This is a genomic window from Anaerolineales bacterium (assembly GCA_015075625.1).
GTDB lineage: Bacteria > Chloroflexota > Anaerolineae > Aggregatilineales > UBA2796 > UBA2796.
Window position 1 is genome coordinate 1,521,267 of the sequence record JABTTZ010000001.1, and the last position, 14,391, is coordinate 1,535,657.

Here is a 14,391-nt window from a genome sequence, read left to right on the forward strand (position 1 = left end):
GTCGATCCCACTGAGATCGACGGCTAGTGCTATTGCACGGCAAGTACTCTGACTGTCAAATGAAAACGGCGTAAGGCGATAGCAAGTTACGACAAGATCCCCGTTATCAGCGAGGTTACAGTGTTGCTCATCTCAAACTATTTGATATTGCAGTACGTTCTCGATAAACACATCGAGCAGGTGAAAGAAATAGGGATAGACCGTGAACTGGTTGAGGCGAACAAACTTTACGCTTGTTGCATCAAGCATAGTATGTGAATCGAACTGCGCCGCACCCTGATAGATAACAAACTGCCTGATCAAATGCGCTCGTGCCTGCCCGGTCAACTTTAGCGAATAAACATCACCAACGATGAATCGATGTTGATTATCAGACCAAATTCCTTGGTATGTTGGTGTAAGTTCGCCTTCCCTATCACTTGGAAACATATCAATCCGCTTATAAAGGTCCCTGAGGAATCGAGACTGATATTTTCCCTGCTCATCCGGTTGTCTTCCAAAGATTTGTGCAATGCGTGGCATCCAATGCTCGTCTTCACAGAGTTCTTGAACAGTACGTTCTGGGTACTGCTGCCGTATTTCATCCAGGAGCGCATCATAATCCCGCAGTTGTGTGATGAGTTCAAGGGACTGTGTTTGCTTTTTAGTCTGACCTGAGCGAAGTCCGTTGCCCTCAGCATCGATCAAGCCGTGTTTCAGTAGTTCGCTTCGGGACAGCATGGCGGACGTTCTTACGTCATCATACCGCTCCGCGAGCTTGAAATCGTGGATCGGGAATGGGTTTCGGCGTTTTTCCTGGCGCTGCGTAATCTCGTCGAATTCGTAAAGAACCCGCTCATTCAGGTCCTCGATCTCCGCAAATAGACCTGGCCCTATAACCAAATCGTAGCGTGTTAATGGGTCGTCACCTTCCTTTTTGCCGCGTTTCTGAGCTAGCATTTGGTAATTCTTATCCCAGCTTACTCCCCAACTCTCCAATCGCTGGTTAAAAGCCTCGCGTTGTTCGGGATCGCGCAGATCAAGGAATTGTGCTATTCCGTTTTCAAAATTGAGAGCAGTCTCATAGGATACCCGCTGTTGGGTTACCTTTCGGACGAATGCGAATGGTACATCGGTGATGGGTAATCGATCCTGAATTGCGCGACTACCCATGATCAAGTCTTTGAGAAAAAGCTGATTCATAGACACGGTGATGGCCTGCCTGATCCCTTTATCATCGGCATTCAGCCGATCGTAGTCCAGATACGCTCGTTCAGTTTTGTCATAATCCTCAGCGCGTTTGAGTTCATTCGGATTAACATTCAACCCTTGCTTGGGAATCTGGGGATACTGCTCGTATAAGCTCTGATATGGATCATTCTGACCATGCAGAGGCATTTCTTCGTCAAATGCTTCCGGCTCATAATCCATAATATATAGGACTGCCACCTTGAGGTTTGATGTCAGTTGCTGGAGGACTTCAAATCTCACCTGTGGAAACATACTTTGGAACAAAGTTCGATAACGTTCTATCGGGATATGCTGGTTGAGCCGCATATCATAGATATTTACTACCTCAAGCATATCTAGCGGTAGTTCGAACTCGGTGATTTCGGGTGTTGGGTCAAATTTCGTGAACTGACGTTCCACAGGCTGCACCACAAAGCCATATTTGCCGAGAAATGCCGCAAACCCGGCAATGAAGGCGTTCAGGAGATAACCCCTGCTTCGCTCGACATCATCTAATGAATAATAGTCAAGGGTTGTCCGTCGCCCTTCAAACGTCCGTTGCTCATAGACCTGGCTCGTCTTGCTGAATTCAATGACCTGGCTTGGCTTGAGTTGTCGGAAGAACACAATTCCGTCGCTCATGTTCGAAATGCCGTAATAAGCGTTGAGGTATTGTTTACCGGCTTCAAGGGGCTTCTTAGGGATCACAAACTTGTGTGCAGAGCCAATCACCTTGAATAGCTGGGTCGCATCAGTATCACGGTTCCCAAGATCACCCTTGAGATTAATTTCCATACAGATGTGTGCGCTTTTGCCATCGCGTTTGGCATAGATAAAGCAGGCATCCCGCCCGATAAACTTTCCATGTTCTTCACCGCGAAAGTATTGAACTTGCAGCAGCTTTAGAAGCAGGTGCAGCTCCGGCTCTCCAAAGGAGACAGTCCGCGAGTCCATCTCAGTGTTCTCGACGGTTAATACTATCGGAGTCACTGATTTCGGGTACAAAACATAGACGGCCCAGCGCTCAGATCCATCTAATTTGTCGTACTGGTACGATTTATATGGAAAATCAAGCTGCTCCTTCAACTGAGCGTGGATGCGCTGGAAAGTTTTCCAGTCTCGCTTGTTAAGCCGATCTGGAATCACATATCTGACCAATTTGAATTCGGAGTCCAGAACCGTGAAGGCATCAGGCTTTGTCACACTGATAGTCGTTGTCCGAACATTTGCGGTGGTTCGATTCTTTCCCTTGGGCATAGTATCTCCTATTGGCTGATCCGTATTGTAAGATCACTTAGAAATCGTTCAAAGGCTTCATGGTATTCATTCGGGTTTTCAGATCGCAGCGCACCCTGCACAACGATGATTTGTGCGTCAGCAAGCGAATATACTGGTGTAAAGTCCTGGGTAACGTAGCCCAATGGTCGTTCATGGGCGCTTGCAAGATTGATATAGATGAGGCGGCTATCTGGGCCGTGTTCAGCCGCGATCATATGCCATTTTTCTGTGGCCCGTTCCTTGAAGTAGGGTTCGTACAATTTGGGCTGAAACAGGGCATCGTCAGGTGACAGGGCAAACCGATCAAGCGTAGTCTCCGAGTAGTTTTTGGCATCAATGTACCAAGGCACACCTGCGATTTTCAGGTCCGCAACCTCGAATAATGAATTGGGCACATCTTCAAACCCAACGTCAGCGGCCTCCAGTAGCGCCATGATCGCCTCTTCACCTATGGCCCCAGCGAGGACGGCTTGGTAGAAATACGGTACAAAAAAGTGCTGCTTGTCGAGGTTGAAGCTCAATTCGTACCCATACTGATTGAAATGCTCACGGATGATCCGGTTATCATTGATCACGTCGTACAGCAAGTTTAAGCGCCATTGATACGTATCCGGATGATTGAGGTCGGGTGGAATAACCTCATTCTGTTTTCCTAAGACCACGATCCCCCTCTGAGCATAAGGCGATTTGAAGAAGCAGGCATAACGCTGTAACACCTCATCAGCGAAATCATGCTTCAACGCTGCTCTGCGTAAGGCTGCCCAATTCCGGCGAGTTTCTGTATCGTTTATCGCTTGGCGAACTGCTGGGAATTGGTTAATAAGCCCATTGAGTTTCTCAATACACTTTGTATTGGCTGCGGCCAGTCGGCTATCAGCTTTTCGTGCGATCTCAAGCTCAATTTGTTGGCTCTGTGCCTCAATCTGTGTCAGAACTTGCTGAAGGTTGCTCGAAATGATACGGGTGCGAGTCTCACGAATAAACTGGAATTCGGGCGAAATCAAGAAACGCTGAAAGATCACATGAACATCGCCACTCATAATGACCGTTTGATCCGGCATAGGTCGCCAGACACGCTCACTGCGACCAAGCGCCTGAATAAAAGCCGCCATACTGTTCAGTGCATAATCAGATGACGTATTAGGATGGCCTTGGTACTGGTTATTCCATTCGGTTGGATGGTGAAGCTTTCCCAAGCGAACCTTAAATTCCGGTTCACTGATATATTTTGATGCATGAAGTTTTGCTTGATACCAGATATTCTCCTTCAGGATTGCGGCACGCTCCTCGTTTGTCTGCCCCTCATCAGGCATTCCGAAGTAGAAATAGGGGGTTTCGAGCAAATGTAAATTGACGAAATCCTGCTTTTCGTCATCCGCACTATCTGGTGTCGGGCGATATTGCAGATTTACGCCGTTCCCTGCTGATAGGTATTGCGTAACGACCACAACTGGCACACCCTGCCAGAACAGGGCATTGAAGAGGTCTTCTAACTCCCTAGATTTTCTGAGTCGCTTGGCTTGTTCCGCATCGTAAAAGACGATGATAAAATCCTGATCGTTGATACGAAAGTCGTAGGCAGTAAATGGTCGCGTTTCGTCACGTTTCTGCACCAAAAAGATGTTATCCTGTGGTTTAGGTGCTTGCTCAAACATAAACTTGATCTGGTGGAACGTATTTAAGAACATCAGATGCGAATCCGCTGACCGTACTTCGGCTGGACGGTTGCAGGCCCATAGAACGGACGAAAAGAAGCGCTCGATCCGGCGTTTAAGATGACCACCGCCCGTATCTTCACCAAATCGCTCATCTGAGGCAATGAAATTTATATAGTGACGCAAAGCCTTTTTCAAAGTCGTTTTGTCATCAAGTTCTGGCAGTCGGGCTACGACGATTTGGTTTCCCCGTGCCTGAGCCTTCTGTGCGTTCAGTGTCTCGACGATCTGCTGATCATAGTCATCGATGGGAATCAAGTTCACCTGTTCCCGATCTCCCAGCCAGCTCAAGTCAAAGTGGTTTAGGCAGCGTGGGATATCCGCCGTCGCTGACAAGCCAAAGACCAGGTTGCTCATTGCAAGTGTTGCAACGAGTTTTTCAGGAGTCACATAGATCGCATAGTGCCGTAGTTCGACTTCTTCAGGATCAGTCTGCTTTTCTAGGTGTTTTATGTCGTACAGGCTATACCCAGACTCAAGCAGTGAGCCAAGCCGGGTGAGCTGCTGAAATCGCCGTCGCGGGAATTGTGAAATCTGCGGAAGTTGTTCCAAGAACGCCGTATTTCGGTAGCAATCTCGCATGAGGTCGCGGTGTGTTTCTGGATCGTCCGTTTCAAGTTCCTTCAGCAATGTCAGGATACGTTCCGACACCGCTGAGACCGCCGAAAGCAACCGCCTGGCTGGAAACACATTGCCATCGCAGGGAGCGTTACGGTCAAATACAACCTCGAATGCTCGATTAGTCTGGCAAAGATACAGCGGCGCTGTGCTGACCGAATGGGTCGTGCGGAACACAGCAGCGTTTATTTGCGGCGCTTTACAGATGAACTGGTTAATTTCAGGATAGCGGATGCCACTTCGTTGCAGCAGTTCAATTTCGCTCTGGATTTCGATTAAGCGCCGACGGATATTCTCGCCACCGGAAACCGGGTATATATCCAATCCCAGCTTGTGCCTACGCATTTGCTCATAAAAGAACTCGACAAACTGGAAGGGATCATCTATCTGCGGTGAACGGCAAATCAGACCGATTAGATCGTTTTCTAGGAAGTCGAATTCATCCAAGAAGATCAGATAGCCAGAGAGCCGGGACAGGCTGAGTGTTTCTGAACCGTCAAAAAAACCGTAGAACGCTTTATGCAGGGTGACCAGCAAGATCCGGACTTCGGGACGGCGCAGAAACCTGATGAATGGAAACAATCCTTGGATTACTGGATGGTCTAGCAATTTTCCATAATCTTTTTTGCGCTTCTGTTTGGCGGTCAGGATCACGGTTTTAAAGTCGGCAAGAACTTGTCGCGCCTTCTCCTCTGCCTTCTCTTCCAGTAATTTGGGAATAAATGGACCTCCGACCTGCTCGCGCAGATCTTCCAGCAAGGTGCAGGATTGCTTCAGGCGGGTAATATCGACGCTGCCCGCGTAGGCCCGGAATAGATCATCATCCAGCAGAGCATAGAGATCTGCTTTCATTGTGGCAATCGTGTTTAGCACTACTTCAAAGTCACGTCGGAGAAAGGCAACTTCCTCTGGCTTAAAGCCCTGACCGCGCTCGACCATTTCTTCTAGTAATTGGATTCGATTCGCAATATAGATTGCCTTGCGTTCCTGCGGTAAATCTCGCACAACAGCCTTGATACTGCTGGTTTTGCCGAGGCCCGTCCCACCAACGACCAGTTTCAATCCAGTTTCGTAGTGTTCGATTGTCTGCTTATAGTAGTCAAGATAGCCTGTCATTACATCTCTCCAAAATTTGCTGAACTGGTTTCTAAAAAAACTACAGTAGAGCGTTGTAGATATACTGTTTACCGACGGAATCACGAGTCTCAATACGAAAGGCAAGCCCTAGATCAGCAAGAGTCTTCAACCGGGTACTCGCGGCGTTGACATTCAGATTGAGGATGTCGGCCAGTTCTCTTGCGGTTAAGCGGCAGTGCTTACCAAGCAGCATAAACGATTCCTGAATATGGTCTTCATTTCTCCCTATGAGGTCGAGAGCCATCCCATCCAATATTGGCAGCACACAATTACGCAACCGTTCGAGCGATTCTGGTTCCCTGTCAATTCTTGTCTCCAGTGCCATTTGCAGATTTTCCCGACAGGTCTGGTTCAGGTCGGTTAAGATAACGGGACATAGCGTAATTTCACGTCTGGCGCGAAGAGCCGCGAATGTGCCAAAGACCTCGTCAGAAAATGAGGCATCCATCACCTCAACCCCTGCCAGGGATAATTTAACGGTTATGTTGGACGGCTGCTGGCGCAAATATTCCTGCAAATACTCAAAAAATCGCTTGCCAACTACACGAGTAGCCAGCAGCGAAACAAATGGAATACCTACCGAACGCCCTATCTCTGTCGCTTGTAGAATCTGGTTCACCATCTCATCAGCACTTTCTGCTGAAAAGATTATATACCAGGATTACTGTTCCGACAAGAGGTATTTCCAATGAGCCGCATCATGGTTGCCCCATACTGTTATGAATACCTGCGTACCAGGGATGTACACCAACCCATCGTGCTGATAAGTACGGTTGGAATAAACCTGAAGCATTGAACTACCAGAACGAATGGACAAACTCCCCTGCTGGCCGCGAACAATTCGATTGACATTGTAGAGGCCCAGGCCGCCTGAACCTGTACGGCTTGTAACGCCCATGTCTAAAGACTTCAAAAGGTAGTCCGAGCCGTTCCCAAGATTGGGATATCGCGTGTGAAACGTGGTAGGAATCCCTAGACCGAGATCAGCAATGCCAATATGGATTCGATAACCAATACCCGCAGTATAGCACTGCATCAACACATGACCGGTATCCTTACTATGAATGATATTCTCCGCGATCACATTTAGCAGGTCACATACAGCTTCCATTCGCCGATTTTCAATCCGGCCCAATAATAAAGCCCGCGCTTTGGTATAAATCGCGTATACTGCCTGAGTATTGTCCTCTGGTTCGCCGGGGATCGGTGTTATTTCTAGTAAATTTAGGCTATTCGCTCGTGTCCAAGATTCAACTGAGTCATGGGAGGTCGAGACGTAGACACTGCATTCGCGTAGCAGATCGATTCGCTCCAGATATTGATGGACTTGCCTATCAATAGACGCTAACGTAATGGCACAACCCCGGTTGTTATACCAGAGCCGCGCAGCACTGAGCAGCGCTAACACCGTCTCTGGTGTCATAAAGGTCACGGCTGTAAGGTCGAATTCAAGTTGTTGAATTGCTGGTTCGGATAGGCAATCAGCGAAATCATTATAGAAGCACTCAATGTCATCAAAACCCGTCAGGTTATTCATTTTCAGGCGATGTTTCATGTACGTAATCCGCTTTGGTTTTCCTCTTGATTACGGATACTTGGTGAGATATCTTGATTGGCGGATACTGTTGGGCGGGCTGCTCGGCGCAACCACAACATCCATTCCACGAAAATTGCGATCAGACCCACAAGCACCATCATTTGAACTAGCAATTTCAGCATCGCGGGTGTCTCCGGCGATATGATGCTACCAAATACACCACCAAAGTAGTTCCATGCGAAATGCAAACCCATCGGCAGCCAAAGATTGTTATTTATGCGATACGCATAGGTAAATGTCAAACCTCCAAGGAACGCTGGAATAAAAGCCAATCCTGGTGGGATACCAAACTCCACCGAATGACCTTGAATGTGCGCTATGCCAAATGCAAATGCTGAAATAAAGAGTGCCACAGGGACTCCTGCCAACTTTGCAGTTGTTTGAAATAAATATGCTCGATATGCCAGTTCTTCCGAAAAAGCTGTAAGAATTACTGGGATAAATCCAGCAACTGTGATTACTCCAAAGCTGCCGTCTTTTATCCAATATCCGGCAGACTCCATCATTCGGACAAAAAGATACTGGGCCAGAATGCCTAACGTCATTCCTATGAAGAAACCTAGCCCACGATAGTTTTTTACCTGTAGGCCCCAATTGATTGACGTTTTTGCCTTTCGCCATGCAGGTAATGTGAGCAGGTATAACAGAACGATACTTCCATCGAGGAATACCAGTTTGAGGAATTCTCTTGTGAATGGGTCCGCCGGATTTAATCCGAATCTAATGGCAAGTGGATCTTGAACAGCTCCAGCTATACCAGTTACCAGCCAAAACACAAAAGCGTGTGCAAGCGCGACTGTCAAGCCTATTGACCGTGTTTCGACTTGATTTAACAGTTCTTGTATCCTGTCTAGGCGACGTTTAATTGTGGTGCGCGTCATTTCCCGTGTCATTTGACCTTCGCAGTATTGATACCTCGCCAAGATCATTATAGAAACTTTTCCAGCACGGAGTAGAAGATAGGTCTTTCGGGCTTATTTCATAAACTCGCAAGAGCAATATCTCATTTTTTAGTTCTGCACCATCATTATTTGGTGGTATCTATCTCAATGTTCGGTTTGATCGGCACAGTTTTTGAAGACTCTGGGTTTCAAAGTTGATATGATGAACTGACCTTTTGATTTCGGAGGAAATAATGTCATTGTACGAACAGTTTCAGGATGCCTTAAACCGTTTGCGACTGATGGCGAACGACTTTACAGACGGCTCCGATCATCGTTTTGAGCAACAGTTAGCTCGTTGCAGAGAGATAAAAACGTTAATCGTGGCGAGAGAATATGCTTTGTGACAGCTATTTATCAAAGGCAAGCATTTCCGTACTATTGGCGGCCTGCCACTAAAAACTGTCTGATACTGCCAAAGTAAATTTTTTGAGGCCAACTTTCTATAATATATATCGTTAATTGGTGGCAGTTGGTTTAATCTGACTGTCAGGAAGGTTGGTTGTCATGCAAACCCGTTGGTCAATGAACGAACTTGTAGAAATGGTGGAAGCTGTTTTTCAACGAGTGGAGCGCCAGGATGATCATCATTTGGGGAGCAACCGTTATCTGACCCCTTATCAGATAGTATTGGGGTTAGCTGAACTCTTCCCTGTGGAGGTCACATAGATGGTTGAATCAGGATTGCCGTTGGGTGGAGCAAGAACCGGCAGGCATTCAAGTTTGTTGCAGTGGGTAGCACGCCAACTATCGCAGTATATTAGGGATACTGAAGATAGTTTGATTGAAGGAGCTTTTCTTTCAACGGTTTACTTGGAATCTATGTTGTTTGCGGGAGCGAACCAACAGATTGAAACATCACCTAACGATGAATACTCGATCTTTCGATGGCGTGCTGCTGGCGAATGAAAGTTGGAATCTGCTGCAAGATCATCGTGATCGGTGCGGATCAGTCGTTTCCTGTTCCGACCCATTAGGGTTTTGCTAGGCGGCGGGTGTTCTACCCGCCGCCTAATGATTCAGCCACTATTTTGCTTCGAATGGATTGATTGGAAGAGAGCCACTGTTTCCTTTGCTGGAGCGATATTTAGTCTCCTCCGAAGTAATGCTTCCAATCTCTGATATTGTTGAACTGCCTTATCAGTCTGATCACTTTGGGTATAGAGTTCGATCAGTTTGCGATGAATGTCCTCACGGAGCGGTAATTCCCGCAAGGCACGCAGATAATATGCGATTGCGAGAACAAACTGTTGGTTTGATTCGTACATTCGTCCAATTTGGATCAGGGCGTTGCCATAACCGTTTCGTCGTTGTTCTCGGCGTTCTCGAATCCATGAAATCCCTTCGGACAGATGGAGATATTCACTCCTATATAGCTTTATGGTTTGCCAGTAGTAACTTATATTGTCGTCTCGGTCAGCACTTTCGGCAGCAGCACATAATTCGTCAAACTGGCGTGCATCGTAGTGGATTACCAATTCATCAGAGAGATTATAGAATCCGCCAGAATAGGTGAGCAGATCGTAACCTAGCTGCTCGCTTATTTTGCGTTTAGAAACATGCCACACATTTGTGGCTTCTTTCTTGGACAAGGACGGCCAGAAGGTTTCGAAAATTTCCTCACGAGTAAACGTGTGACGGTCCACTGAAAACAAGAATAGATTTTTCACAAGTGGTCCATCCCATTTCGACACGGGTATCCCATTCACATAGACTGTACCTAATCCAAATGCGAAAACTTCTAGGTGAGGTCGTCCATCTGAACTTGTTGTAAAGATTCCGCCAGTGGGAATGTGATCTTCTCCGAGTACGATAGCAAAGCCTCGCTCAACTATCTTTTGCCACGAGAAGTAACCTACAACTCGACTGTTGATAATTAACTGCATTGCGGAGGGTAGCTTGGTGGTTAAGTGTTCAAAAAAATATTGCTGTCGTCACTTATGGGCAGGTTGTCAAACTGATCGAGTATCAGCAGGGAAATTTTAGGTTTGCTTTGATTTAGATCCGCTATGAATGCATCCGTCAAATCTTCAACCGTTGTTTTGCGTTCGTTGAGGGCCTGGAGGAGATGTGATTGGGTGATATATTTCGTGGACACAAGATCATTTGCCAATTTTTAGAGAAAAGATAAAAGATCGTTTTCCCGTGTGAGCAGGCTGTACAGATAAGTATTACGTTTAAAAACAAAACTGCTTATCAGGGTATTCTGATTGCGGAGGCGAGGGGATAGTATGATCACCCGTTTGTCGTGGATAGCTTCTGCAATGTCATTTTCGCTGTAGGTTCTGAGTGTGTCTAGGTGCATGGTGAATTGCTGTCCCCTTCGATGTTCCTTGGGATTTTACTTCTATTAACGCGCGGTCCTTAATCCTAGCATTCCTGAGCAAGTTGCAACATCCTCAACCAAAATTTTCGATCAGCAATCTCATTTTTGGGTCACACCGGTTCGTTTTTCGGCTGACTTCCTCTCGAAATTTGCTGGATCGACACGCTGAGAGTGGCTATTCTGATAATAAGGGCCGTTTTGAGAGTTGGAGTTGATCATGACTTTGTATGGCCGACATGCCTTAGGTATTGATGATGAGGCCGATAACCGTGATCTCGCGGAAAGGCTATTGGAGCGGGTTGATTTTAAGGTGTACGTTGCCGCTAACGGTTCTCAAGCGTTGACGGTTCTTGGCGATGCGCCAGTCATTTCCATTGCGTTAGTTGACCATAACCTACCTGACATGAATGGTCTTGAACTAATAAAAATTCTGCGTTCGACTTCGCTAAAGATGACGCTGATCATGTTCACGGTAAATGATGAGCCAGCGTTGATCGAAAGTGCCTTTGCTGCTGGGGCAAATATGTTTATTGTGAAGCCGTATGGATTTATGGAACTTTACAGAGCCTTGAAAGATCCCAATTCGAAGATTCTGGAATGCTCCGACTGTCAAGTGATTGATGTACATGGTATCCGACAGTACCGTGCTGTTGAGGCACTTCGTCACTAAATCTGACGGTACAGCCGGTGAAGGTATTCAACTCTTGGACTGATCAGATAGACAGCTTATATGACTTGAGAAAAGATCCCATGCTCAATGAAATCCATGAAGATTCGGGAAACAGGTTGAGGAAGATCACCACCTCTAATGCTCAACCCCATTTCAATATTTAGAGACATTGCGTGTTCCGTCAGGTTAGCACTAGAAATTAACAAACTATTATTGTCGGCTACTGCTGCCTTTGCATGTAGCGCTCCATATTTGTTGAGGGTCGAACGAGGACGATGCAGATCTGCCCAAGTATAAAGTTTCATCCGTGTTGAGTATTTATCTTTCGTCAGAAATACACTCGGTAGTTTTACTTTGGAATCATCCATCTCAAAGAAACACGTCACAACTACGCCTCGTTGAAGTGCCTTTTCTATCGCTTCGGTTAATCTTTCTACCCGGTAAACCGCGAAACTGATCAACATCAGGTTCTCTTGTGCATTTGAGATGAGCTGAAGTAGGGCTTCATCAATGCGCCGCATGTTATATTCTGTGGTCACGCAGATCAGATCGTTTTTCCCATTGGGCGATGGCCTTTTCATCGAATCGAAGAAATAGACCCTCACCGCGTAACTCACTGGCTGGAACCCACTTAGGTGGAACCCGCGACATTGGGGCTGCGCGAACTAAAACTTGCTGCTCCGGATCGGTTAGTTCACCCACTGCGTCGAGCCGTGCAAATCCCAAAGTCGCTTGCACTTCTCGCAGACGCTCTACTAGAAGGACATTCTGGATATGCAGGTTTTTCCAGTCTGGCGAGAGTCTGACTCTACGGGTTCTGAAGTCATAACTATTGAGTGCCGGATCAGCTTTACAGAAAACTTCCCATTCTGGCAGTTTAATATCTGGTGCAGGTTCGGATTGGGATTGCCGATTTTGATAAGCCTGGATACCTGCGAGAATCTGCTCGTCGCTATAATCAGCGATCTCTCCCTGGATTTGCTGCCGACGGCGTAGGTACGTAATGTCACCAACAGCCTCCACTGCGTAGAGGACATCCCAAGACTGTTCGACGAGTTGTGCCAGCTTATCGACATCGCTTGGAATTGAGAGGACTGTTAGTGTGATCGGGAACCATAGGTTTGTCGCACCAAGAACAATTGGCCGGGCATGGTGTTGGCAGCCATTTGGGTCATAATCTCGAAGATGGGGACGACGGCCTGTGCAGAGGGGCATTCGTTCACGGTTATCCTTGCCGAATGCGTCTGATAATGGTCGGTACGCTTCACATGCGCAACGAACGATCAGATCACGCGCTTCGCCTGACGTGCCGCGCTCTTGCAACCTGAGATGTGATTTTGCAAGTTTGCAGGGTTCTCCACGATGGACAAATTCAATCCACGGAAAATCATCGAGATGTCCGTCTTCACAGGCGACCAGAATACGCGCAGGAATCACTTCCGGTGCTTTTTTCTTCGCTTCAGTGCAGCCGGTGTGACGATAAACAATCCGGTCAGGCTGGTAGGGCCGCTTCTCAAGTTCGAACAGACCTGACTTTAGAGGGGCAAGTGTTTGGCAGACTGGACAAACCCACCAGCGCGGAAAGACCGCCACAGGAACACCATAAAGAGCCAAAGGATCAAAAGGTGAGTCAGGTTCGCCTTCAGCCTGGGGTAGCGCACGAAGTTCGTTAACAGTTCGCAAGTGATAGCGCACTGCATTTAGTAAACGCGATTCAGTCAATATGTTGCCGTTGGTGGATTGGCTGCCATCGTGTCCCATGTTGAACCTTCAGGACGGCCTTCAAGGAAGGGAAAGCGATCCGGGTCGAACAAACTACCGCCGTAGGCAGGCAATTTCAGATCTTCATGCGGCGATCCGTTGTAGACCATGCGGAAAGTTGCCAGCAAACGACACCATGCGTCTGTGCGCCGTTCAAGTATTTCCTCGCCATGTCGATCTGCAACCTCGTGTAGTTGGGCACGCAGCGTGGACACGGCGTAGTTCTGATCATAAACATCATCGCCCAGCAGAAACAGCCCGCGTCCTCGGCACTGAAAAGAAACACCAACCGCATCATGACAGTCAGTGCCGCTTCATATAGTTTGCTTTCCGACACTTCCTTGAGCAATGCGCCTTTGTTGTCTTGGTCAGCCCTATCGAGCGCGTGTACGAGGATTTCAACGGCGTGGCGAACCTGCGTGCCAAGCTGATCAGTAACCTCTTGCGCGTCATCAGCACTCTGGATAAGCATCTGTTCAAGAGTGTCTTCCTCAGCAACACCGAAGAATCGGCGCGCATTGAGTAGGCTGATGAACGCTTGGAGAGTCAGTCGTTCTTCATTCCAGAGTTCGGCATACCATGAGATGTAGCTGGCCGTGCCACCATTTTGGGGTGCGCTGACCAGCATCCACTGATCACCGTTCGTGACAATACCCAGGGTGACTCCGGTGTAACGTAGAAGCGCAAGCATCCGAGCGGCAGGGCTGGCCGCCCATTGGCTTTTCGGAACGAGCTTTTCCATCTCCTGCGTTTGCGGATAGGTCATGATCAGCGCACATGGCCTATCGGGATGTCTTGGCTCATGGAGCATGAACGAAGGTCGAACAATCTCCCCAGAAGTTTCATCTATATACTTCAGGGTGTTGGGGATGGCTTGACCTTCGGCCAGCACCCGGTCATCCCACTCAAGCAAGGTCTTGAGGATGTATATCGCCCAGGCGCGATGGATGGATGGTTCCTTGAACCGGGTCAACCATTGGTTGTAGTTAGCACGCAGTTGGGCGGCAAGAGTCGCTTCAACATCGTTCAACCCTTGCGGAAAAACACGCTGTAGCGTATTTATGCTCAAAAACGGGTCGGAAACCTCGATGAGCGATAACCATTCAGCATGATATTGTGTAATTGAGGTTGCCATAAAC

12 protein-coding genes are annotated in these 14,391 nt (G+C 47.6%); 3 read left to right on the forward strand and 9 right to left on the reverse strand.

Annotated features, from left to right (window positions below):
- Positions 1 to 132: 132 nt before the first annotated feature.
- The 5 genes from HS103_06390 to HS103_06410 form a co-directional block, all read right to left on the reverse strand.
- Positions 133 to 2,412, reverse strand: coding sequence for a hypothetical protein (locus tag HS103_06390; protein ID MBE7512427.1), 2,280 nt, complete (start codon positions 2,410 to 2,412; stop codon positions 133 to 135).
- 62 nt (positions 2,413 to 2,474) lie between these two features.
- Positions 2,475 to 5,936 carry a hypothetical protein gene (locus tag HS103_06395; GenBank protein MBE7512428.1) on the reverse strand — a complete coding sequence of 1,154 codons (3,462 nt, stop codon included), beginning with the start codon at positions 5,934 to 5,936 and terminating at the stop codon, positions 2,475 to 2,477.
- 40 nt (positions 5,937 to 5,976) lie between these two features.
- Complete coding sequence (locus HS103_06400) at positions 5,977 to 6,579, reverse strand: winged helix-turn-helix transcriptional regulator (GenBank protein ID MBE7512429.1); 603 nt, start codon at positions 6,577 to 6,579, stop codon at positions 5,977 to 5,979.
- A 39-nt stretch (positions 6,580 to 6,618) separates the two neighbouring features.
- Positions 6,619 to 7,512: a hypothetical protein gene (locus HS103_06405; protein MBE7512430.1), complete on the reverse strand. Its 894-nt coding sequence runs from the start codon at positions 7,510 to 7,512 to the stop codon at positions 6,619 to 6,621.
- Positions 7,509 to 8,435 carry a CPBP family intramembrane metalloprotease gene (locus tag HS103_06410; GenBank protein ID MBE7512431.1) on the reverse strand — a complete coding sequence of 309 codons (927 nt, stop codon included), beginning with the start codon at positions 8,433 to 8,435 and terminating at the stop codon, positions 7,509 to 7,511. Before HS103_06410 ends, HS103_06405 begins: the two co-directional genes overlap by 4 nt.
- Before the next feature lie 567 nt (positions 8,436 to 9,002).
- On the opposite strand from HS103_06410, the gene HS103_06415 reads away from it, so the two are divergent.
- Positions 9,003 to 9,164: a hypothetical protein gene (locus HS103_06415; GenBank protein ID MBE7512432.1), complete on the forward strand. Its 162-nt coding sequence runs from the start codon at positions 9,003 to 9,005 to the stop codon at positions 9,162 to 9,164.
- Positions 9,165 to 9,404, forward strand: a complete 240-nt coding sequence (locus HS103_06420) for a hypothetical protein (GenBank protein MBE7512433.1) — start codon at positions 9,165 to 9,167, stop codon at positions 9,402 to 9,404.
- A gap of 110 nt (positions 9,405 to 9,514) precedes the next feature.
- On the opposite strand, the gene HS103_06425 is transcribed toward HS103_06420, so the two are convergent.
- Positions 9,515 to 10,381: a hypothetical protein gene (locus tag HS103_06425; protein ID MBE7512434.1), complete on the reverse strand. Its 867-nt coding sequence runs from the start codon at positions 10,379 to 10,381 to the stop codon at positions 9,515 to 9,517.
- Between the two features lie 657 nt (positions 10,382 to 11,038).
- On the opposite strand from HS103_06425, the gene HS103_06430 reads away from it, so the two are divergent.
- Positions 11,039 to 11,491, forward strand: a complete 453-nt coding sequence (locus HS103_06430) for a response regulator (GenBank protein ID MBE7512435.1) — start codon at positions 11,039 to 11,041, stop codon at positions 11,489 to 11,491.
- A 56-nt stretch (positions 11,492 to 11,547) separates the two neighbouring features.
- Here the strand turns inward: HS103_06430 and HS103_06435 are convergent, their stop codons facing one another.
- The 3 genes from HS103_06435 to HS103_06445 form a co-directional block, all read right to left on the reverse strand.
- Positions 11,548 to 12,012: a hypothetical protein gene (locus HS103_06435; protein ID MBE7512436.1), complete on the reverse strand. Its 465-nt coding sequence runs from the start codon at positions 12,010 to 12,012 to the stop codon at positions 11,548 to 11,550.
- Position 12,013: 1 nt separating this feature from the next.
- Positions 12,014 to 13,252 carry a hypothetical protein gene (locus tag HS103_06440; protein MBE7512437.1) on the reverse strand — a complete coding sequence of 413 codons (1,239 nt, stop codon included), beginning with the start codon at positions 13,250 to 13,252 and terminating at the stop codon, positions 12,014 to 12,016.
- Positions 13,253 to 13,328: 76 nt separating this feature from the next.
- Positions 13,329 to 14,387 (reverse strand): hypothetical protein, encoded by a 1,059-nt coding sequence (locus HS103_06445; GenBank protein ID MBE7512438.1) that lies wholly within the window; start codon positions 14,385 to 14,387, stop codon positions 13,329 to 13,331.
- Between the last annotated feature and the right edge of the window lie 4 nt (positions 14,388 to 14,391).